20 protein-coding genes are annotated in these 20,634 nt (G+C 63.5%); 9 read left to right on the top strand and 11 right to left on the bottom strand.

Features of this window, described 5'->3' with window-relative positions; all coding sequences use genetic code 11:
• The first annotated feature begins 268 nt into the window (after positions 1-268).
• On the top strand, positions 269-1,168 hold the full coding sequence (rpoH, locus tag KF827_RS14020) for an RNA polymerase sigma factor RpoH (RefSeq protein ID WP_291006708.1): 900 nt from the start codon (positions 269-271) through the stop codon (positions 1,166-1,168).
• Positions 1,169-1,189: 21 nt separating this feature from the next.
• On the opposite strand, the gene KF827_RS14015 is transcribed toward rpoH, so the two are convergent.
• From KF827_RS14015 to mutM, 7 genes are all read right to left on the bottom strand, one after another.
• On the bottom strand, positions 1,190-1,534 hold the full coding sequence (locus KF827_RS14015; protein WP_291006706.1) for a HepT-like ribonuclease domain-containing protein: 345 nt from the start codon (positions 1,532-1,534) through the stop codon (positions 1,190-1,192).
• 2 nt (positions 1,535-1,536) lie between these two features.
• The gene (locus tag KF827_RS14010; RefSeq protein WP_291006704.1) at positions 1,537-1,983 is read right to left on the bottom strand and encodes a nucleotidyltransferase domain-containing protein; all 447 of its coding nucleotides are present in this window, start codon (positions 1,981-1,983) and stop codon (positions 1,537-1,539) included.
• A gap of 78 nt (positions 1,984-2,061) precedes the next feature.
• Positions 2,062-3,354: an adenylosuccinate synthase gene (locus KF827_RS14005; RefSeq protein ID WP_291006702.1), complete on the bottom strand. Its 1,293-nt coding sequence runs from the start codon at positions 3,352-3,354 to the stop codon at positions 2,062-2,064.
• 20 nt (positions 3,355-3,374) lie between these two features.
• The gene (locus KF827_RS14000; RefSeq protein ID WP_291006700.1) at positions 3,375-4,547 is read right to left on the bottom strand and encodes an ATP phosphoribosyltransferase regulatory subunit; all 1,173 of its coding nucleotides are present in this window, start codon (positions 4,545-4,547) and stop codon (positions 3,375-3,377) included.
• Positions 4,548-4,552: 5 nt separating this feature from the next.
• Entirely contained in the window at positions 4,553-5,329 is a 777-nt protein-coding gene (locus tag KF827_RS13995) for an enoyl-CoA hydratase (protein WP_291006698.1), read from the bottom strand.
• A 19-nt stretch (positions 5,330-5,348) separates the two neighbouring features.
• A complete protein-coding gene (locus KF827_RS13990; protein ID WP_291006695.1) occupies positions 5,349-5,726 on the bottom strand; it encodes a hypothetical protein in 378 nt (125 codons plus the stop codon).
• Positions 5,727-5,784: 58 nt separating this feature from the next.
• Positions 5,785-6,624 carry a bifunctional DNA-formamidopyrimidine glycosylase/DNA-(apurinic or apyrimidinic site) lyase gene (gene mutM / locus KF827_RS13985; protein ID WP_291006692.1) on the bottom strand — a complete coding sequence of 280 codons (840 nt, stop codon included), beginning with the start codon at positions 6,622-6,624 and terminating at the stop codon, positions 5,785-5,787.
• Between the two features lie 48 nt (positions 6,625-6,672).
• On the opposite strand from mutM, the gene ubiE reads away from it, so the two are divergent.
• Positions 6,673-7,437: a bifunctional demethylmenaquinone methyltransferase/2-methoxy-6-polyprenyl-1,4-benzoquinol methylase UbiE gene (gene ubiE / locus KF827_RS13980; RefSeq protein ID WP_291006690.1), complete on the top strand. Its 765-nt coding sequence runs from the start codon at positions 6,673-6,675 to the stop codon at positions 7,435-7,437.
• The gene (gene ubiB, locus KF827_RS13975) at positions 7,437-8,963 is read left to right on the top strand and encodes a 2-polyprenylphenol 6-hydroxylase (RefSeq protein ID WP_291006687.1); all 1,527 of its coding nucleotides are present in this window, start codon (positions 7,437-7,439) and stop codon (positions 8,961-8,963) included. The genes ubiE and ubiB overlap by 1 nt, the downstream gene beginning before the upstream one ends.
• A gap of 214 nt (positions 8,964-9,177) precedes the next feature.
• Here the strand turns inward: ubiB and KF827_RS13970 are convergent, their stop codons facing one another.
• Positions 9,178-10,392: a porin gene (locus KF827_RS13970; RefSeq protein WP_291006685.1), complete on the bottom strand. Its 1,215-nt coding sequence runs from the start codon at positions 10,390-10,392 to the stop codon at positions 9,178-9,180.
• Between the two features lie 402 nt (positions 10,393-10,794).
• Here KF827_RS13970 and KF827_RS13965 point away from each other — a divergent pair, with 402 nt between their 5' ends.
• Entirely contained in the window at positions 10,795-12,141 is a 1,347-nt protein-coding gene (locus KF827_RS13965; protein WP_291006683.1) for a hypothetical protein, read from the top strand.
• Here KF827_RS13965 and KF827_RS13960 read toward each other — a convergent pair.
• On the bottom strand, positions 12,131-13,018 hold the full coding sequence (locus KF827_RS13960; protein ID WP_291006680.1) for a methyltransferase domain-containing protein: 888 nt from the start codon (positions 13,016-13,018) through the stop codon (positions 12,131-12,133). The genes KF827_RS13965 and KF827_RS13960 overlap by 11 nt on opposite strands.
• Before the next feature lie 185 nt (positions 13,019-13,203).
• Here KF827_RS13960 and KF827_RS13955 point away from each other — a divergent pair, with 185 nt between their 5' ends.
• From KF827_RS13955 to KF827_RS13935, 5 genes are all read left to right on the top strand, one after another.
• A complete protein-coding gene (locus KF827_RS13955; protein ID WP_291006678.1) occupies positions 13,204-13,821 on the top strand; it encodes a DUF3576 domain-containing protein in 618 nt (205 codons plus the stop codon).
• Between the two features lie 65 nt (positions 13,822-13,886).
• The gene (gene leuS, locus KF827_RS13950) at positions 13,887-16,448 is read left to right on the top strand and encodes a leucine--tRNA ligase (protein ID WP_291006676.1); all 2,562 of its coding nucleotides are present in this window, start codon (positions 13,887-13,889) and stop codon (positions 16,446-16,448) included.
• Positions 16,435-16,971 (top strand): LPS assembly lipoprotein LptE, encoded by a 537-nt coding sequence (lptE, locus tag KF827_RS13945; protein WP_291006673.1) that lies wholly within the window; start codon positions 16,435-16,437, stop codon positions 16,969-16,971. Before leuS ends, lptE begins: the two co-directional genes overlap by 14 nt.
• Before the next feature lie 37 nt (positions 16,972-17,008).
• Complete coding sequence (gene holA, locus KF827_RS13940; RefSeq protein WP_291006670.1) at positions 17,009-18,058, top strand: DNA polymerase III subunit delta; 1,050 nt, start codon at positions 17,009-17,011, stop codon at positions 18,056-18,058.
• Positions 18,059-18,116: 58 nt separating this feature from the next.
• A complete protein-coding gene (locus KF827_RS13935; protein WP_291006667.1) occupies positions 18,117-18,593 on the top strand; it encodes a universal stress protein in 477 nt (158 codons plus the stop codon).
• Positions 18,594-18,641: 48 nt separating this feature from the next.
• Here the strand turns inward: KF827_RS13935 and KF827_RS13930 are convergent, their stop codons facing one another.
• On the bottom strand, positions 18,642-19,055 hold the full coding sequence (locus KF827_RS13930) for a response regulator (RefSeq protein ID WP_291006664.1): 414 nt from the start codon (positions 19,053-19,055) through the stop codon (positions 18,642-18,644).
• An 11-nt stretch (positions 19,056-19,066) separates the two neighbouring features.
• The coding region (locus KF827_RS13925) for a response regulator (RefSeq protein ID WP_291006660.1) at positions 19,067-20,634 on the bottom strand (1,568 nt) is incomplete at its 5' end.

The following is a 20,634-nucleotide window of genomic DNA, read 5'->3' as shown; positions in this document are numbered from 1 at the left end:
GCCGCTTGGCCAGCTTATCAGCGGGCCGCCTCTGTGGTAACATCTAAGGTATTGATTTTACTGTTATCGACTCTTGCGCACAGGAAGCGCCGAATTGCCGCGTGGGTATACCAAAGGGTGATCGGCATCACGGTTCGGCCGGAATAAGCTGAGCGCCGCCCCATTTTGGCCGCATTAGGAGGCTGGGATATTGACCATGCCAGGGATCGATACCAAATCCAAATCCGAGCCAGGGGATAACCCTGCTGGGGGAGAGTCTGAAAAAGCCATGACCAGTCGAAGCCTTACCTTACCCGCCCTGTCCGCCGATGGCGGCTTGACCCGTTATTTGAGCGAAATCCGCCGGTTTCCCATGCTGGAACCGAACGAGGAATTCATGCTGGCCAAAAGCTGGCAGGAACGCGGCGATGTGGAAGCCGCCCATAAGCTGGTGACCAGCCATTTGCGCCTGGTGGCGAAGATCGCCATGGGCTATCGCGGCTACGGCCTGCCGGTGGGCGAACTGATCGCCGAGGGCAATATCGGCATGATGCAGGCGGTGAAGCGCTTCGACCCCGACAAGGGCTTCCGGCTCTCCACCTATGCCATGTGGTGGATCCGCGCCTCGATCCAGGAATATATCCTGCGCTCCTGGTCGCTGGTGAAGATCGGCACCACCGCCGCGCAGAAGAAGCTGTTCTTCAACCTGCGCCGCATCCGTGGCCAGATGAAGGCCATCGATGGCGGCCAGCTCACCCCCGAGCAGGTGGAGAAGATCGCCACCCAGCTGGATGTGTCGCGCGAGGAAGTGATCAGCATGGACCGCCGCCTTGCCGCGCCGGATTCCAGCCTGAACGCCCCGTTGCGCGGCGGCGAGGAAAGCGATGGCCAGTGGCAGGATTGGCTGGTGGATGAAACCCCCAGCCAGGAAACCCGCATGGCCGAGGGCCAGGAATTCCAGGCCCGCAATTCCCTGCTGCAGCAGGCCATGGGCAACCTGAATGAACGCGAGCGTGAAATCCTGATCCAGCGCCGCCTGGTGGACGAACCCGCCACGCTGGAAGAGCTTTCCGCCCGCTTCAATATCAGCCGCGAACGCGTGCGCCAGATTGAAGTGCGCGCTTTCGAGAAAGTGCAAAAAGCCGTGCGCGAAGCGGCCTTGCGCGATGGCATCGTGGCGGCGGAGTAAGCCGGGGATAAGCTGGCGAAATTATTCGTTATCCAGGCGATCAAGCTCCGCCTGGATTGCCGTTTCCAATGGCCCTACTCGAATTTTGATCGTCTTCCAAACCTGATCCAGATCGATCCGGAAATATTCATGAGCGAATACGTTGCGAAGGCCGCGTATTTCTTTCCACAGCAAATCGGGGTGGCGCTCAATCATCTCTCGCGGTAAATGGCGAGATGCTTCCGAGATTTCCATCAACACCGCTTTGATCGCAAAAACCGTTTTGCTGTCGCGCTGAAAACTCTCACGATCCATACCGGCCATGAAGGAGCGGATATGGGAGATATTCTCAAGGATGCTCTGCAGCCAGAACCGTGTGTTGGGCATAATCAGAAGGCGGCCCTAAAATCACGCTCGGCTTCGATACGAACATCCTCGATCATCGAATTGAAGCCAACCACATCCACATCACGGCCGGTTTCCGCCGTAACATGTTCCCGCACCCCCTCGGTCAAACCGATATAGCTCAGCAGGTCCATATCGGCCTTCGGATCGATGCGCAGCCCGATATCGATATCGCTGTCGGGTCGCGCTTCACCGCGCGCCAGAGAGCCGAACACACCGGCCGAAACCACGCCCTGTTTTTCCAGTTCGGGCCGCATCCGGCGCAACAGGCCGAGCACGCGGTCGAGCAGCGGCAGCTCCGCCTGGGCCAAGCCTTGCTCCAGCAACCGCCGGATCGCCTCGGTACGCGGCATGCGCTGAGCAAGCCGGTAGGCCTCGACTTTCTCAAGCAAGGGCGGGTCGATCGGCAGCAGGATGCGGGTCATGCTCATAGGGTATATATACCCTACTCGGCAGAGTATATATACCCGGAATTAATGCCGATAAACCGGCATTAATTCTCGCCCAGTTCAATCCTCGAAGGGATCCTTCATCAGGATGGTATCGTCGCGCTCCGGCGAAGTGGAAAGCAGCGCCACCGGGGCGCCGATCAGCTCCTCGATGCGGCGGACATACTTCACCGCCGTGGCCGGCAGGTCCACCCAGGAACGGGCGCCGCGCGTGGTTTCGCTCCAGCCTTCCAGGGTTTCGTAGACCGGCTTGGCAGCCGCCTGATCGCCCATGCCGGAGGGGAAGTAATCCAGCAGCTTGCCGTTCACCTCATAGCCGACGCAGATTTTCAGTTCCTTGAGGCCATCCAGCACATCCAGCTTGGTGAGCGCGATGCCATGGATGCCGTTGAGCTTCACGGTCTGGCGCACCAGCACGGCATCGAACCAGCCGCAGCGCCGCTTGCGCCCGGTGACGACGCCGAATTCATGGCCCTTCTCGCCCAGCCATTGGCCGGTCTCGTCGGTGAGTTCGGTGGGGAACGGACCTTCGCCCACGCGCGTGGTATAAGCCTTCACGATGCCGAGGATATAGCCCAGCGAGCCCGGCCCGAGGCCCGAACCGGCCGCCGCCGAACCCGCCATGGTGTTGGACGAGGTGACATAGGGATAGGTGCCGTGATCCACATCGAGCAACGAACCCTGCGCGCCCTCGAACAGGATGCGCTTGCCGGCGCGGCGGGCTTCGTCCAGGTCTTTCCAGACCGGCGCGGCATAGGGCAGGATTTTCGGCGTGATCTCGGCCAGATCCTTCAGCAGCGCTTCACGATCCACCAGCGGCGCGCCCAATCCCTTGCGCAGCGCGTTATGGTGCGCCAGCAGGCCATCCACCTTGCGCGCCAGCGACGCCGTGTCGGCCAGATCGCAAACGCGGATGGCGCGGCGGCCGATCTTGTCTTCATAAGCCGGACCGATGCCGCGCCGCGTGGTGCCGATCTTCACACCTTCCGACGAATCCTCGCGCAGACCATCCAGTTCGCGGTGCAACGGCAGGATCAGCGCGGCATTGTCGGCCACACGCAGATTGCCGTGATCCACTGTCACGCCCTGGGCGCGCAGCTTGTCGATCTCGGCAAACAGCGCCCAAGGGTCCACCACCACGCCATTGCCGATCACGGCCAGCTTGTTCTTGCGCACGATGCCCGACGGCAGCAGCGACAGCTTGTAGACATTCTCGCCGATCACCAGGGTATGGCCGGCATTGTGGCCGCCCTGAAAACGCACCACCACATCGGCCCGCAAGGAAAGCCAATCGACAATCTTGCCCTTGCCTTCGTCGCCCCATTGGGCGCCGACCACCACGACGTTGCTCATCGCATTCCCCTAAAGAAACATCAGACCGGGCGAATCGCCCGGCCATCCCACCAGGCAGAGCAGCCGGCGGCCTTCGCCGCCTTGGCCGCATCGCCTTCATCCTCCAAAGCCGCCCAGGTGGCATGGCCCTGGCTGCGCAAATCCGCCGCCTGATCATGCGGCGTGCCGAATGGCAGATATAGCAGTTGCGGCGCCGGCTGGGCCGGCAGGCCACGCATCACGCTATCGAGATACAACGTGAAACCGGTGGCGGTTTCGCCCGCCGGCGTGACATAGCGCCCGCCCCGGCCCAGTTCGCCGCGCACATTGCGGGCAAACAGCGTGAAGCTGATGCCGCTGTGATATTCGAAGCCGCGGAATTCGCCGGGATCGAGCGTCACCAGCAGATCGGGCGCGGCCTGCGCCACACCCGCCACCAACCTATCGAGATCGGCCACGATGGCGGCGGCTTCAGCAGACAGCTTCAGCGCCTTCAGGCCATCCAGCGCGGCACGCGCCGGGCCGGCCAGTTGCAGCAGCTTGAGCAATTGTTCCGTCGCCGGACCGGCGGTTGCCTTGAGTTCGGCGGCATCCTTGCGATCCAGCGCACGGCGCGCCGCCTTGGCCTGGCGCGGCTCCAGCCCATGCGCCGCCATGATGGCAGGCGCCAGCAGCGGCTGGGTGATATCCAGCGAGAGATGCGGCACGCCAAGGCTGGCCACGGCGCCAGCCGCCAGCAAAGCCACTTCCAGATCGGCGGCCAGCGCGCCGGAGCCGATCAATTCCACGCCGGCCTGGGCGAATTGCCGCTCGGGCCGCAATTGGGTGCCGCGCACGCGCAGCACCTGGCCGGCATAGCATAGCCGCAGCGGGCGCTTGGCCGGCTTCAACCGCGAGGCCGCGATGCGCGCCACCTGCAAAGTGATATCGGTGCGCAGGCCCATCATGCGTTGCGACACCGGATCCATCACGCGAAACATCTGGCCGGCCAGATCCTGGCCCGAACCGGCCAGCAAGGTTTCCTCGAATTCGATCAGCGGCGGCTTCACCCGGGCATAGCCCTGGCGCGTGAAGGCGGCCAGCAGGGTTTCGCTGGCCTGGGCTTCCCATTCGGCGCGCGGCGGCAGCACATCGCGCAAGCCAGCCGGCAGCAATGCGCTGACCGCTTCCGCCTCGGCCTGCTCCGCCGTTTTTGCCCGCGCTTTGTTTGCCATGGCGGTTACTGGTTGGTGAAGTTGGCTTTGCGCTTGGCGGCGAAGGCGGCCATGCCTTCCTTCTGATCGTCCATCGCAAAGGTGGAATGGAACATGCGGCGTTCGAAGCGAATGCCTTCGGCCAGCGTGGTTTCATACGCGCGGTTCACCGCTTCCTTGGCGATCATCACCGCCGGGCGCGACAATTCGCAGATGCGATCCGCCACTTTCACAGCTTCCTCGATCAACTGATCCTTCGGCACCACGCGGCTGACCAGGCCGCAGCGTTCGGCCTCCGCAGCATCGATCATGCGGCCGGTGAGGCACATTTCCATCGCCTTCGACTTGCCGACGAAACGGGTGAGCCGCTGGGTGCCGCCGGCGCCGGGAATGGTGCCGAGATTGATTTCCGGCTGGCCGAATTTGGCGGTGTCGGCCGCCAGGATGAAATCGCACATCATCGCCAATTCGCAGCCGCCGCCCAGCGCATAGCCAGCCACCGCGGCGATCACCGGCTTGCGACAGCGCGTAACGCGCTCCCACTTTGCGGTGACGAAATCCTCCTTGAACACATCCATGTAGGATTTCGGCTGCATTTCCTTGATATCGGCGCCGGCGGCAAAGGCCTTCTCCGAACCGGTGATGACAATGCAGCCGATGGTATCATCGGCCTCGATGGCATCCAGCGCCTCGGTCAGTTCGCTCATCAACTGGCCATTCAGGGCATTCAGCGCCTGCGGACGATTGAGGGTGACCAGGGCCACCGGGCCGCGCATTTCCACCAGGATCGTTTCGTATGCCATCGCAGTTTCCTCGTTATGCTTACTTTATCGGCGCGATCTCGAACCGCACCGTCAGCAGGCCGCCACGGCTTTCCACCGTCAGGGTCAAGGCCTCGGCCTCGCGTGTGAAACGGCTGGCGGACGCTGGCTGCCAGCCCAGCTGCGGCAGGGTCTGGCCATAAAACGCCAGCAAAGCCTGCCGGTCCAGCCGGCCGCTGGCCACCGCCTGCACGATGCGGCCACCAGGCTTGTCGAAAACCGTGGCCTCGTCGGGATTCTCGCTCAGCCCCGGCATCAGCGGCACGTCATCGGCCACTGAAAGAAAGCCATCCGCAGCATAAGCGGAAGCCTGTCCGACCAGGCCCAGCCCGGCCGCAACCACAATAGCCAGCAGAAGCTTATGGCCGGGCAGCGACATCGGCGGGACCATGCCAGTTTGGCGCCGGATTGGAAAGAGCCGGAAGGCAACCTGGGGTTCAGCGCTGGCAGGCAGCACAGAAGAAAGTGGAACGGCCCGATTGCACGATGCGGCGCACCGCCCGTTTGCAGGCCGGGCAGGGCTGGCCTTCGCGGTCGTAAACCCGGAAGGCATGCTTGAAATATCCCAGTTCTCCGCTGGTTTGCACATAATCGCGCAGACTGGAGCCACCGGCGGCAATCGCCTCCTGCAGCACCTGCTTGATCTCCGGCACCAGGCGCTCCAACCGCTTGGGCGATACACTGCCGGCCAGCCGCTCGGGGTGGATGCCGGCCCGGAACAGCGCTTCCGACACATAGATATTGCCCAGCCCGGCCACCACATGCTGGTCCAGCAGGGCGGCCTTCATGGGGGTGCGCCGACCTTTCAGCGCCGCCGCCAGAGCCGCCGGCGTGAAAGCATCGTCCAGCGGCTCGGGGCCCAGTTCGGCCAGCAATTTGTGGCCCGGCAATTCATGCGGCTCGATCAGGTCCATGGCACCGAAGCGGCGGGCATCGTTGAAGGTGACGGACCAGCCCTCGTCGGTGGTGAAAATCACATGATCATGCTTGTCGATGGCATTGGGCCAGCCGCCCGGCCTTACCAGCATGCGGCCCGACATGCCGAGATGGATCAGCCATACCAGGTCGCCCTTCGGCCCGGCTTCCAGCCGCACCAGGATGTATTTCGCCCGTCTTTCCAGGCCCAGCACCCGTTTGCCCTGAATGCGGGCGGCGAAATCGCGCGGCAGCGGCCAGCGCAGATCGGGCCGCCGCGCTTCGATGCGGGCGATCCTGCGGCCTTCCATTTTCAGCGCCAGGCCGCGCCGGGTGGTTTCCACTTCGGGCAATTCGGGCATGTCCCGTCTATACCCCGGCGCGGCGGTTTCGGCTATCGTCGGGCCGCCATGGAACAGCCCAGCGACAGCACCCATTTCGGATTCACTACCGTGCCCGAGGCCGAGAAGGCCAAGCTGGTGCGCGGCGTGTTCGAAAGCGTGGCACCGCGCTACGACCTGATGAACGACCTCATGTCGGCCGGCGTGCACCGCCTGTGGAAGAATGCCATGGTGGATTGGCTGGCCCCGCGCGGCGCCATCCGCGTGCTGGATATGGCCGGCGGCACCGGCGACATCGCCTTCCGCATCCAAGACCGCGCGCCGCAAGCGCACATCCTGGTGGCGGATATCAACGCCGCCATGCTGGGCCAGGGCCGCAGCCGTGCCATCGACCAGGCGCGGATGGCTCAAGCCAATATGGCGCGTCTGGACTGGGCCTGCATGGATGCCGAGCAGCTCTGCCTGCCTGACCGCAGCGTGGATGCCTATACCATCGCTTTCGGCATCCGCAATGTCACCCATATCGAGCGCGCGCTGGCCGAGGCCTTCCGCGTGCTGAAGCCGGGCGGACGTTTTCTCTGCCTGGAATTTTCCCATGTCACCGATCCGGCATTGGCCAGGCTTTACGACATCTATTCCTTCCAGCTTTTGCCCAAACTGGGCGACTGGGTGGCCAAGGATGCGGAATCCTATCGCTATCTGGTGGAAAGCATCCGCCGCTTTCCCGATCAGGACAGCTTCAAGGCGATGATCGAAGCCGCCGGCTTCGGTCGCGTCAGCTATCGCAATCTTTCCGGTGGCATCGCCGCCATGCATAGCGGCTGGCGCATCTGATGGCCGCAACATTCCGCCATCTGGCGCGGGGCTTTGCCATCCTGCGCATCCTGGCCCGCCATGATGCATTGCAGCCCGATCCGCGCCTGAATCTGCCGGTCGGCGCCAGCTTCGGCCTTGCCGCCTTCAATCTGCTGTTCGGCCGCCGGCAGCCCGGCTTGCGGCGCGGCGAAAAGCTGGCCGCCGCGCTGGCCGAACTGGGCCCCGCCTTCATCAAGCTGGGCCAGGTGTTGAGCGTGCGGCCCGATCTAGTGGGCGAAGACCTGGCGAATGATCTGGGCCAGTTGCGCGACCGTTTGCCGCCCTTTGCCTGGAGCGATGCCAAGGCCTTGCTGGAAGCCGAACTCGGCAGCGATGTCGAACATCTTTATGTCGGCTTCGAGCCCGAAGCGGTGGCGGCGGCCAGCGTGGCGCAGGTGCATTTCGCGGAAACCCCGGCAGGCGATCCGCTGGCGGTGAAATTGCTGCGGCCCGGCGTGGAAGACGCTTTCGCGCGCGACCTGGCGCTGTTTGCCTGGGCCGCCGATCTGGCTGAAACCTATCTGCCCGGCATGGCGCGGCTGCGCCCCGGCGATGTGGCGCGCCTGGTGGCCGATCAGGTGGCCATCGAACTCGATCTGCGGCTGGAAGCGGCAGCGGCCTCGGAATTGGCCGAGAATTTCCTGAACGACCCAGATTTGCTGGTGCCGAAAGTGGATTGGAACCGCACGGCCAGGCGGGTGCTGAGCCTGCAGCGCATCGACGGCATCCGCATCGAGGATCGTGCAGCCTTGCTGGCGGCGGGCCATGACCTGCCGGCCCTGGCGCAGCGGGTGATCCATGTGTTTCTGCGCCAGGCTTTGCGCGATGGGTATTTCCATGCCGACATGCATCACGGCAATCTGTTCGTGCTGCAGGATGGTCGGCTGGGCCTGGTGGATTTCGGCATCATGGGGCGGTTGTCGCTGAAGGACAGGCGCTTCATGGCCGAGATGCTGGGTGCGTTTCTTTCCGGCGATTGGCGCAAGGCGGCGCGTGTGCATTTCGAAGCCGGTTATGTGCCGGCAGACCGCGACCCGGAGCTGTTTGCCCAGGCCTGCCGTTCCATCGGCGAGCCGATCCGCGACAAACCGGTGGCGGAAATTTCCATCGGTCGCCTGCTGGCACAGTTGTTCCAGATCACCGAAACCTTCGGCATGCCCACCCAGCCGCATCTGCTGTTGCTGCAGAAAACCATGGTGACAGTGGAAGGCGTGGCACGCAGCCTGGACCCGCAGGTGAATTTCTGGGATGCCGCCCGGCCGGAGGTGGAAGGCTGGGCGCGGGAAAATCTCGGCCCCGAAGCGCATATACGCGAAGCAGCCAATGAAGCCCTGGCCATGCTGCGGCGGATTCCAACGTTGTTGCAGGGTTTGGAAGACCGGCTGGCGCAACCGCCGGCGCCGGCGCCGATTGTGAGCAGCCCTCCCAAAGGCCGTCAGAACCTGACCCATTGGCTGCTCGGCCTGATCGCGGCCCTCTTGGCCCTGGGCCTTTTGCTCGACTGATTTCTTTTCCGGCGAATTTATATCCCGGTGAATTTATATCCCGGTGAATTTCTCTCGCGGTGAGTTTCTCTCGCGGTGAGTTTCTCTCGCGGTGAATTTCTGGGGCTGAACAGCCCATCGCGAAAGCTTGGCAATAAAACCCGACAAAAATGAAACAAAAAAGAAAAGGGGCAGGTTGCCCTGCCCCTTTCCGAAACCGATCCGGTTGGATCGATTAGAACGTCACGCCGATACCCAGCACGCCGAAGGTCTGCTTGGTGTCAACGGCAGCACCCGGCTGGTCGTTGTCCACGCGGCCAGCGCCGATGAAGGTCAACACGCCCGGGCCGAGCTGATAGGTCAGGCCCGCGGTGATGATGTCATAATCGGTCTTGGCAAGGGTCACAGGAGCCTTGTCTTCACGTGCGTACCATTCGGCACCCACACCGATCGAGCCGGTCTTGGCACCGTCGGTCAGGTAACGAACGCCCACCGAGTAGCCCTTACGCTGCTTGATGGTGGCCGATTCCACGTCTTCCTTGGTGTAGCCGCCGCCGAGGGTGATGGTCGAACCGCCACCAACATCGAACACCAGCTGCGCACCAGCCTGCCAGCCGTTCACGGAACGGTCACGGCCGGCACCCACGATGCCTTCCTGATGACCGGTCATGTACGAACCGTACAGGTTCACGCCCACATCGCCGAAGGTCTCGACGTAGTTGGCGCCAATGGTCCACTGCTGCGAGATCTGGTTGGAACCGGTGATGCCGGTCAGAGTGCCGGTCGAGTTGCCGAAGCCACCGCCGCACGAACGGCCGGTGCCGCCAGTGACGGAAGCGGTAGCAGCGCCCGAAGCCTGCGAGAAGTCTTCGCAACCATCCGGAACATACGACACGCCGATCTGCAGACCCTTACCAGCCTTCGAACCGAAGTAGCGGTCGTTGGCGGTGTACAGGTTGATACCTTCGGCATCGTGGTTGGCGTTCACATACCACATCAGCGGGGTGACGGCGGCAGCGGTGTATTCCGAATGCACGGTGGTGCTGTGGCCCGGCAGAGCAGTCGGGGCGAAGTACAGCATCTTGCCGGAAACGCGGTCGGTCGAACCGATTTCGGCGGTGCCGATGTCCGAGCGGCTCAGGATGAGGTAGCGCTCGTCGATCTGGTCGGTGTAGGTCGAAGCTTCCAGCTCAACGCGGCCGGAGATCACCAGACCATTGTCCAGCACCGAACGCATGTTGAACCAGATTTCGGCGTCAGAGGCGAAGCTCTGGCTGACCTGGTCGACCTGGGCCTGCTTATCGCGGTCCTGGACCTTGTAGAACTGGGTGAAGTAGCCGCCGACGGTGATGGCCGGGGCGGAGGCCTTGACTTGGGCGTGCGAGGCATCGGCGAGCATGAAGCCCGCAGCGGCCACGAGCGCCGATTGCAGAAGCAGCGTCTTCTTCATTTGGTTAATTCCTCTCCCACCGGGTTAATGGTGTTCAGTTTCCCACAAATGGCCAATCGACCCTGGGTGGGCCAACTGATCGCGGGCATGAAGCCATTCCAAGGGTGCGGGTGTCAACCAAAGCCGTATTCTCGGCCGTGCTTTTCCGGGCGGTGTTGCAGGCAAGCCACAGATTGCCGCCACGAATCGATTCGCGCCCTCAACGCACGGATTGATTAAAGAATTTTTCCTTTATGATGACGGCCCAGGGATGGTCGCCGGGGAGGCCGCATGGCAGTCTTGCCGGGCAGACCGGCCCGCTATGGCCCAGAGTGAAAGACCATGGCCCTCAATCCTGACAAACTATGGAAAGACGCCCAGCGGGCACAGGCGCGGGCAGATTGGCCATCCGCAATCAAATCATTGAATCTGCTTATAAAAATCAAACCCAAAGACCCCCGATCCCAGCATTTTCTGGGGATCTGCCAGCGCCATGCCGGCAACCTCGATTCGGCCTGGGCCAGCCTGCAGACAGCACTTGCCCTGACCACCGCCGATGCCCCCGCCCTGCCCGGCCTGTGGCTGGATGCCGGGCTGCTGGCGCGCGAGTCGGGACGATGGGATGCGGCGTTGGAATTGCTCGGCAATGCAAGTATGGCGGGTGGCCGGATCGGCCATGACGCCGCAATCGAGCAGGGCCGCCTGCTGATGGGACTCGGGCGCCGCCGGGAAGCCAGCGCCTGCCTGGAGGATTTGCTGGCCCGCGCCGGGCAGAATCCGGCCGGCAACCTGGCCGAACCAGCCATTCTGCTCGCCCTGATGGCGCTCACCGATGGCGATCTGCCCCGCGGCTGGCGGCTTTATGCCCAGCGCTTCCGGGCGCCACCCAGCATGCTCACCCTGGTCCGGCATGATTTCGGCCTGCCGATGGCGCAGGATATTGCGGGCGCCGCTGGAAAAATCTGGGTCTGGCCGGAGCAGGGCATCGGCGATGAAATCCTGTTCGCCTCGGTGCTGGACGATGCCATCAAAGCCGGCTGGCGCATCAAGCTGGGCTGCTATCGCCGCAATCTGTCGCTTTTCAGGCGCAGCTTTCCGGCATTGGATATCGTGGCGCTGGAAGGCCTGCAGCCAGCCGCGATCCAGGGCGAATGCAGCCACCAGATGCCGCTGGCCGATCTGGTGGCGCGGCTGCGCCCCGATCTTGCCGCCTTCGGTGTGCCGCATGCCTATCTGCGGCCCGATCCCACTGCTGTTGCCGCCATCCGCGCGCGCTACGATGCCGCCTGGCCCGGCAAGCAGCGCATCGGCCTGTCATGGCGCAGCGCGCAGGCTGCGCCGAAGCACAAAAAAGCCGTGGATCTGGCGGCCCTGGCGCGTGCGGCCGCAACGCCCGACCGCATCCTCATCGACCTGCAATATGGCGATACCGGCGCCGAACGCGCGGCCCTGCTGCGCGATCACGGCCTGACGCTTTACCGCGATCCGACCATCGATCCGCTGGGCGAAACCGATCCGGTGGCAGCGCAAATGGCGGCGCTGGATGCGGTGGTGACGATATCCAACACCGCGGCCCATGTGGCCGGCGCCATCGGCGCGCCGGGCCTGGTGCTGCTGCCCGCCGATGATGGCTTGCTGTGGTATTGGTTTCAGCAGGGCGATACGCCGCGCTGGTATCCGCGCCTGCGCCTGCTGCGTCAGCCCCAGCCAGGCGATTGGGCCTCTGTATTGGCCGATCTGCCGGCGCAGCTGCGCCGGATCACCGCTTGATCAAGCGGTAGGCGCGGCCAGGTTCGATCACCCCGCGCTCCACCCGCAACGGTTCGTCATGGGTGGCGGCGATATCATAGCCATGGGTTTCGGCCAGGCCGCGAATATAGGCATCCGATTGCCGGAAGCGGCCGGTGGGCATCAGGCGCACCGGCTTGTCGTCGTCGCCCAGTTCGATGGTGAACAGCAATTCGTGGCGCGGCGTCATGGTGCGGGCGCAATTGGCGAAGATGCCTTCCAGCCGCCCGATATAGATGAACACGTCGGTAGACAGCAGCACATCGTAGGCACAGGGCGGCTTGGCCAGGAAAGGATGCACCTCGGCCTTGTAGAGATGATCGTAGCCGCGCCGGGCCGACAGGCGCAGCATATTGGGCGCCAGGTCCATGCCGTCCAGCCGGCTGGCATAGCGGCGGAATAGCGGTGCGTTGCGCCCGGTGCCGCAGCCGATATCCAGGATGGCGCGGGTCGGCTTGGCCTCCCAGGCGGCATCGGCCAGCAGCGCGATCATCTCCGGCCCGCGATAGCCCAAGGCCTCGAGATGGCTGTCGAAACTTTCGGCATGGCCATCGAATACCCAGAGCAGATAATCGTCTGGCGCACGGTCCGGCACATCGCCATCGGCCAGCATATCCACCATATGTTTTATGGCGCCGGATTGCGGCAGCAGGGCATAGGCCTCGCGGAAGCATTTCAGCGCCTCGGCCTTGTTGCCGGATTCCAGCTCGCACTGCCCCAGCCCCAGCCAGGCCTGCGGCCGCGCCTGCGGATTCTGGCCCTGTTGCAGAATATCGCGGTAAATCGCCGCCGCCTGGGCATGCTGGCCGGAGGTTTGCGCCTCCCAGGCGCGACGGAACAAGGCTTCAAGGCTGGTCATCGCCTTCCCATATCGCTTTTATACTGCCTCTGACAATAATCTGCCGGCACCGGCAAAGCGCTTCGCAGGCCCATGAAACCGCGTCAACCCGTTACGACCCCGGCAATTGGCTTGCAGCCGGGAAATCTGGTATACCCTGCCCGCCCCGGATTTAAGCGGCGGGATAATGCAGGAGCTTGAGTGGAATGGCGATAAAGCGCTCCTTTTGGGAATTGATACCGGTATCGTTGCGGCAAGGCCGTGGCGCAGCCGCCTCCAGGCGCATCCGGACCCATCTGGCCTTGGCCCTGCTGTTGCCGCTCGGCCTGGCGGCCTGCAGCACATCGGGCGATAGCGGCGGCACCACCCGTGGCCCCGAAAAGGATGGCTTCGGCAATTACAATCCGGCACCGGATCCCAACTCTGCGCCTCCATCCGGCATCTTCGGCACCGGCGGCCTGTTCGGCGGCGGCAAGAGCAAGGATGAAGGCGGCGGCGGCATCGGCGTGAACAGCTTTTTGTGGCGCGCCACGCTGGATACGATTTCCTTCATGCCGCTGGCCTCGGCCGATCCTTTCGGCGGCGTGATCATCACCGACTGGTATAATCCGGCGCAAACGCCCAATGAGCGTTTCAAGGTGACCGTGTATATCCTCGACCGTTCGCTGCGCGCCGATGGCCTGCGGGTGAGCGTGTTCAAGCAGGTGCGCCAGGGCGCGGCCTGGCTTGATCAACCGGCGGCGCCGGAAACCGGCGTGAGCATGGAGAATGCCATCCTGCAGCGCGCCCGCGAGCTGCGTGTGGAATCCGAGGCGCGGCGCTGATCAAGCCGCCGCACCTCATCGCCTCTTAATCCTTTCAGCCTTAATCACAGAGTACGGTTTCAGCGATGTCGCGCTACAACGCCAAGGCGGTGGAAGCCAAATGGCAGCAGGAATGGGAAGCGCGCGGCGCCTTCCAGGCCCGCCGCGATCCGGCCAAGCCAAAATATTATGTGTTGGAGATGTTCCCCTATCCCTCGGGGCGCATCCATATGGGCCATGTGCGCAATTACACGCTGGGCGATGTGGTGGCGCGCTACAAGCGGGCGCGTGGCTTCAACGTGCTGCATCCGATGGGCTGGGATGCCTTCGGCCTGCCGGCGGAAAACGCCGCGCAGGAAAAGAAGGTGCATCCGGCGGCCTGGACCTACGACAATATCGCCACCATGCGCGCCGAGTTGAAGCGTATGGGCCTGTCGCTGGATTGGAGCCGCGAGATCGCGACCTGCCATCCGGAATACTACCGGCATCAGCAGAAGCTGTTCCTCGATCTGTTCAAGGCCGGCCTGGCCTATCGCCGCGAAAGCTTCGTCAACTGGGATCCGGTGGATCACACCGTGCTGGCCAACGAGCAGGTGATCGATGGGCGCGGCTGGCGCTCGGGCGCGGTTGTCGAACGCCGCAAGCTGAGCCAGTGGTTCTTCAAGATCACCGCCTATGCCGACGATCTGCTGACTGAACTGGACAAGCTGGAACGCTGGCCCGAACGCGTGCGGCTGATGCAGCGCAACTGGATCGGCAAATCGGAAGGCGCGAAATTCTCGTTTGCCCTGAAAGATCGTGCCGACCGCATAGAGGTGTATTCCACCCGGCCCGATACTTTGTTCGGTGCCAGCTTCGTGGCGCTGTCGCCCGATCATCCGCTGGCCGCCGAAGCCGCGAAAACCGATCCCAAGCTTGCCGCCTTCATCGAGGAATGCCGCCAGAGCGGCACGGCGGAAGCCGAACTCGAAAAAGCCGAAAAAAAGGGCTACCGCACGCCGTTCAAGGTGGTGCATCCCTTCGATGCGAACCAGACGCTGCCGGTTTATGTAGCGAATTTCGTGCTGATGGAATACGGCACCGGCGCGATTTTCGGCTGCCCGGCGCATGACCAGCGCGATCTGGATTTCGCCCGCAAATACGATCTGCCGGTAAAAGCCGTGGTCGCCCGCAAGGGCGATGCGGCTGCGGAAATCGGCACCGAAGCCTTCACAGATACCGATGGCACCGTTGCGGTGAATTCCGGTTTCCTGGATGGCCTGCCGACCGCTGAAGCCAAGCGCGCCGCCATCGCCAAGCTGGAAGAGCTGAAGATCGGCGAAGGCACCGTCACCTATCGCCTGCGCGATTGGGGCGTAAGCCGCCAGCGTTATTGGGGTTGTCCGATCCCGATGATCCATTGCGATTCCTGCGGCGTGGTGCCGGTGCCGGAAGATCAATTGCCGGTGCGCCTGCCCGACGATGTGAGCTTCGACAAACCCGGCAATCCGCTGGATCATCACCCGACCTGGAAGCATGTGCATTGCCCGAGCTGCGGCAAGCCGGCCCGGCGCGAAACCGATACCTGCGACACATTCGTCGACAGCTCGTGGTATTTCGCCCGCTTCTGCAGCCCGCGCGACGCTGCGCCGATGGCCGCCGATGATGTGGATTACTGGCTGCCGGTGGATCAGTATATCGGCGGCATCGAGCATGCGATTCTGCATCTGCTGTATTCGCGCTTTTTCAGCCGCGCCTTGCGCGATACCGGACATCTGAAACTGGCCGAACCGTTTGCCGGCCTGTTCACGCAAGGCATGGTTTGCCACGAAACCTACCGCGATGCCGCCGGCAACTGGCTGCTGCCCACAGAGGTGAAGCGCGACGGCGATGCTTGGGTGCATGTCGGCACCAACGAGCCGATCACCGTCGGCCGCGTCGAGAAGATGTCGAAGTCGAAAAAGAACGTGATCGACCCCGGCCTGATCATCGACACCTACGGCGCCGACACCGCGCGCTGGTTCATGCTGTCGGACAGCCCGCCCGAGCGCGATCTGGAATGGACCGAATCCGGCGTGGACGGCGCCTGGCGCTTCACCCAGCGTTTGTGGCGCCTGATCGCCGAGCCGCGCGCGCCGCTGGCCGCCAAGGATGCACCGCTGCCGGCCAGCTTCGAGGGCCCGGCCCTGGAACTGCGCCGCGCGCTGCACAAGACCATCCTGGCGCTGACCAGCGATCTTGAGCAATTCCACTTCAACAAGGCCGTGGCACGCATCCACGAATTCGCCAATCTGCTGGAAGCCAGCAAGCATGACGATGCCGCCTCCGCCTATGCGCGCCGCGAAGCCTTGCAGGCGCTGTGCCTGCTGATCTCGCCGATGGTGCCGCATCTGGCCGAGGAAATCTGGTTGGCCCTGGGCAATACCGGCATGGTGGCCGACCAGCCCTGGCCGCAAGCCGATGCCGATCTGGCGCGCGACGATGTCATCACCATCGCCGTGCAGGTTTCCGGCAAGCTGCGCGCCACGCTGGACGTGGCCCGCGACATGCCGAATGCCGAACTGGAAAAACTGGCGCTCGCCAACGACAATGTGCAGCGCGCATTGGAGGGCAAGGCCGTGCGCAAGGTGATCGTCGTGCCCAATCGGATCGTGAATGTGGTGGCGTAACCCATCCCGCAGAACCGCCGGCGCCCTGCTGCTGGCGGGGCTGCCGCTGCTGCTGGCCGGCTGCGGCTTCCGGCCGCTTTACGGCACCGGCCATACCTACGATGCGGTGCCGGAATTCTCCGCGCTGGCGGTGGAGCAGGCGGAAGACCGTTCCACGCAATTGCTGCGCAACCATCTGCTGGACATGCTGACCCCGCGCGGCGCGCCGGAAAAGCCCGCCTACCGCCTTGAATTGAAGGTGGCGGAATCGGTTTCCAGCGTGCTGGTCACCCGTTCCGACGAAATCACCCGCAACAATCTGCAGATGACCGTCACCTACCGGCTGATCGATTACCGCAGCGGCGTGGCCTTGCAGAGCAATTCGCTGAGCAGCCTGGTTTCCTACAATCTGGTGCGCGCCGAATATGCCAACCTGGTAAGCGAACGCGATGCGCGCGCGCGCGCGGCACGCGACCTGGCCGAACAGATCCGCATCCGCCTGGGCAATTTCTTCACCCAGCAGCGCAAGGCACAGGTAAAATGAGCGCCGGCTTCCTTGCCAAACTGCCGATGGAGCCGCGATGAAGCTGGCGGCACGCGAAGTCGAAGGCTTCCTGCGCAAACCGCCGGCCAATCTGCGCGCCGCCCTGTTTTTCGGCCCCGATCTCGGATTGGTGCGCGAACGCGCCAAGGCGATGGCCAAAACCGTGGCGCCCGATCTGACCGATGCCTTCCAGGTTGCCACCATCACGGCTGCGCAATTGCAGGAAGATCCCGCCAGGCTGGCCGACGAAGCCGCGCAGATTTCCATGCTGGGCGGGCGGCGCGTGGTGATGTTGTCTGGCCTAGGCGACAAGCACGCCAAGCTGCTGGCGGATTTTCTGAGCGACCCGCCCGGCGATGCCCTGGTGGTGGCCGAAGCCGGCGACCTGAGCGGACGCTCCAGCCTGGTGAAGGCTTTCGAAGGCGCCGACACCGCCGTGGCCGTGGCCTGTTATGCCGACGATCCGCGCGTGCTGGCCGGCGTGATCCAGGGCATGATCGAGGAAGCCGGCCGCAAGATCGACCGCGATGCCGTGGACTATCTTGTCGAGCATCTGGGCACAGACCGCATGATCACACGCGGCGAAATCCAGAAGCTGCTGCTCTATAAAGGCGATGAGGCGGGCAATATCGATCTGGCCGATTGCGAAGCAACGGTGGGCGATTCATCGGCCGGCAGCCTGGACGATGCCGCCTTTGCCGCTTTCGGCGGCGATATCGCCGGATTGACCGAAGCCTTGAGCAAAAGCGAACAGGCCGGCGAATCTCCGGTGGCGATCCTGCGCGTGGCGCAAAAGCATGCCCAGCGCCTGCATCTGGGCGTGGCACGGATGGCGCAAGGCAACAGCGATCCGAAATTCGTGGCGAAAAGCCTGGGCGTGTTCTGGAAACGCGAGGATGCCTTCCTGAAACAATTGCGGCTGTGGAACAACGACCGCCTGCTGCGCGCGCTGGACTATCTCACCCAGGCCGAACTGGATTGCAAAACCACCGGCATGCCTTCGGAAGCCGCCACTGGCGATGCCCTGTTGCGCATAGCCCGTGCCGCCCAGGTGGGTGCGCGGCCAGCCGCCGGCGGGCGACGCTGATGTCGTGCCCGCAGAATAAACCTTGCTGCCAGGTCCGGCTTGCGGCAGGCTTCGTGCCATGACAGATCCCGCCAAGCGCCGGCAGAAATTCCTTGTCGTGGTGGATGATACGCCCGAGGCTCGGGTTGCCTTGCGCTACGCCACCCGCCGCGCCCGCAATGTGCATTGCGGCGTTGTGTTGCTGCGCGTGGTGGAGCCAGTGGATTTCAATCAATGGGCCGGCGTGGCCGAAATCATGCGGCAAGAGGCCCATGAAGCGGCGGAAACCCTGTTGCAGCAATTGGCCGAACAGGTGAATGCGGAATCCGGCCTGCTGCCCGAAGTGGCGATCCGCGAAGGCTCCACCCGCGAGGAATTGCTCAAGCTGGTGGAAGAAGACGGCGGCATCCGCATGCTGGTGCTGGCTGCCGCTCCTGGCGGCGCGCCCGGCCCACTGGTCACCGCGCTAGCCGGCCAGATGTCTGGCGATTTGAGCTTTCCGATCACTGTGGTGCCTGGCACGCTCACCGATGAGCAGATTGAACGGATCGCGTAGGCGATCAATCAAAAAGGCGCATCGCGTAGGCGATCAAAGCAGTATGCGTCAGAGCATTCCGATGCGCTGCAATTGCTGATCCAGCCTGGCCTTGAGATTGGCCAGCGAAACCGGTTTCACCAGATAGCCATCCACACGTAGCGACTTGGCCGACATCACGGTGTTGGTCTGCTTGTCGGCGGTGAGGAAAATCACCGTGGTGTCGCGCAGGCCGGGAATTGCCAGGCCGCGCAACTTGGCCAGAAAGCCCAGGCCATCCAGCGGCGTCATATGAATATCGCAAAGCACGATCAGCGGCTTCACCCGCAGCAATTCCTTGAAGCCAGCCTCGCCATCGGCGGCCTCGTCGATCAGGCGAAAGCCAAGCTGGTGCAGCAGGCCCTTGATCATCTGGCGGGTGAAGGCTTCATCCTCGATGATCAGAACGCGCACTTTTTCATAGACGCCACGATTGTCGCTCACGGAGCACCCCTTCAGTCGCCATAGGCCAGAATTTTCGGCATGATCTGCTTCAACTCATCCAATGTGGATGGCAGCAATTCGGTCATCAGCGCCATCATCTCGGCATCATTGGCATCGCAGGCATCCTGGATATCGGAAGCTATCTGGCCGAGCCGCTCGGCCCCCAGCGAACGCGCAGAGCCTTTGAGCATATGCGAGATTTCGCGCCCTTCATGCAGATCGCGGTTTGCCGCCGCCTGCTGCAATGCCACCACCTTGCCCGCGGCATCGTCGACGAAATTGCGCAGCAATTCCTTCGCCGTGGCATCGAAGGCACCGAAGGTTTCGGTCAACCGTGCCGGCATGAAGATATCGGGATCCCAATCCTGCGCCGATATCGCCTGCTGTGTTGTCTGTGGGGCCGCCTGGGATGCATCCTGCGGTTCTGGCGCAGCGGCTTCCGGTATGCGGGTTTTCTGTTCGGCGGGCCGGCGCAACGGCAAGGCCTGCGGCAGCCACTGCGCCAGCATGGCGGAAAGCTTGCGGCTGTCGATCGGCTTGGTGAGATAGCCATCCATGCCGGCATCCAGGCATTGCTGCTCCACGCCGGTCAGCGCATCGGCGGTCAGCGCCACGATGGGCAGGCGCGGCAGGCCCCGATCGTCTTCCTGCTTGCGGATCGCGGCGGTTAGCCCGAAGCCATCCATCTCCGGCATATGGAAATCGGTGAGCAGCAGACCATGCCGGCCGGGCTGGAAAGCCGCCAGCGCCAGCGCACCGTTATCGGCGATCTCGCAGGCGAAGCCCATACGCTGCAGCATCGAGCGGATCACCAGTTGATTGGTCTGATTATCCTCGGCCACCAGGATCAGCGCATTGGCGGCGGCTGCGGTTTCAACATCCGGCGCGGCGAAAGCCATATCCTCGCGCTGACCGGCACCATCGGCATCGGCGATTTCCTGCTTCAGGCCCACCGCCATGGCGCGCCACAATGCCATGCGGTTGAGCGGATAGGTTTGCACCAGGCGGAAATTGCGGCGTTGCGCGGTATCCAGCGTGGAAACCAGATTGCGCGGCGCCAGCAGGCCATAGGCAGCATCGCCGCCGAATTGACCGGCCAGATCCAGCCCCGGACGATCCGGGCAACGCGCATCCACCAGCACCAGATCGAAATCGCGGCGCAGCAGCGCCTCGCCCGCAGCCGCCGTAGCGACCGCAACCACATCCGGCACGCCGCCGGCGCGCAGATATTTTTCCGCCAATGCCGCCTGCGCAGCCGGCAGACCGACCAGCAGCACATGGCCGGCAGACAGATCGCTGACCGGTCGGAGTGCATCGGGCTTTTCAGCAACCAGCGGCAATTCAAACCAGAAGCAAGACCCCTTGCCGGCTTCGCTGCTGACACCGATGCGGCCCTGCATCAACTCGCAAAGCCGGTGGCAGATCGAAAGCCCGAGGCCGGTACCGCCGAATTTACGCGCGGTGGAACTATCGGCCTGGGCGAAAGGCTGAAACAGCTTGGCCTGCTGTGCCGGCGTGAGGCCGATGCCGGTATCGCTCACGCTAAACCGCACCAAGCCGGGCGCGGTTTCGCGCACCT

The organism is Ferrovibrio sp. (assembly GCF_019636075.1).
Lineage (GTDB): Bacteria > Pseudomonadota > Alphaproteobacteria > Ferrovibrionales > Ferrovibrionaceae > Ferrovibrio.
This window is presented reverse-complemented; position numbering and strand designations above follow the sequence as displayed.

Excerpts from the sequence above, each read along its gene's own strand:
- rpoH (WP_291006708.1), top strand. The coding sequence starts at position 269 with ATGACCAGTCGAAGCCTTACCTTACCCGCCCTGTCCGCCGATGGCGGC.
- ubiE (WP_291006690.1), top strand. The coding sequence starts at position 6,673 with ATGGAACAGCCCAGCGACAGCACCCATTTCGGATTCACTACCGTGCCC.
- KF827_RS13990 (WP_291006695.1), bottom strand. The coding sequence starts at position 5,726 with ATGTCGCTGCCCGGCCATAAGCTTCTGCTGGCTATTGTGGTTGCGGCC.
- KF827_RS14005 (WP_291006702.1), bottom strand. The coding sequence starts at position 3,354 with ATGAGCAACGTCGTGGTGGTCGGCGCCCAATGGGGCGACGAAGGCAAG.
- ubiB (WP_291006687.1), top strand. The coding sequence starts at position 7,437 with ATGGCCGCAACATTCCGCCATCTGGCGCGGGGCTTTGCCATCCTGCGC.
- KF827_RS14015 (WP_291006706.1), bottom strand. The coding sequence starts at position 1,534 with ATGCCCAACACACGGTTCTGGCTGCAGAGCATCCTTGAGAATATCTCC.
- KF827_RS14010 (WP_291006704.1), bottom strand. The coding sequence starts at position 1,983 with ATGAGCATGACCCGCATCCTGCTGCCGATCGACCCGCCCTTGCTTGAG.
- mutM (WP_291006692.1), bottom strand. The coding sequence starts at position 6,624 with ATGCCCGAATTGCCCGAAGTGGAAACCACCCGGCGCGGCCTGGCGCTG.
- KF827_RS14000 (WP_291006700.1), bottom strand. The coding sequence starts at position 4,547 with ATGGCAAACAAAGCGCGGGCAAAAACGGCGGAGCAGGCCGAGGCGGAA.
- leuS (WP_291006676.1), top strand. The coding sequence starts at position 13,887 with ATGTCGCGCTACAACGCCAAGGCGGTGGAAGCCAAATGGCAGCAGGAA.
- KF827_RS13995 (WP_291006698.1), bottom strand. The coding sequence starts at position 5,329 with ATGGCATACGAAACGATCCTGGTGGAAATGCGCGGCCCGGTGGCCCTG.
- KF827_RS13960 (WP_291006680.1), bottom strand. The coding sequence starts at position 13,018 with ATGACCAGCCTTGAAGCCTTGTTCCGTCGCGCCTGGGAGGCGCAAACC.
- KF827_RS13935 (WP_291006667.1), top strand. The coding sequence starts at position 18,117 with ATGACAGATCCCGCCAAGCGCCGGCAGAAATTCCTTGTCGTGGTGGAT.
- KF827_RS13970 (WP_291006685.1), bottom strand. The coding sequence starts at position 10,392 with ATGAAGAAGACGCTGCTTCTGCAATCGGCGCTCGTGGCCGCTGCGGGC.
- KF827_RS13955 (WP_291006678.1), top strand. The coding sequence starts at position 13,204 with ATGGCGATAAAGCGCTCCTTTTGGGAATTGATACCGGTATCGTTGCGG.
- holA (WP_291006670.1), top strand. The coding sequence starts at position 17,009 with ATGAAGCTGGCGGCACGCGAAGTCGAAGGCTTCCTGCGCAAACCGCCG.
- lptE (WP_291006673.1), top strand. The coding sequence starts at position 16,435 with ATGTGGTGGCGTAACCCATCCCGCAGAACCGCCGGCGCCCTGCTGCTG.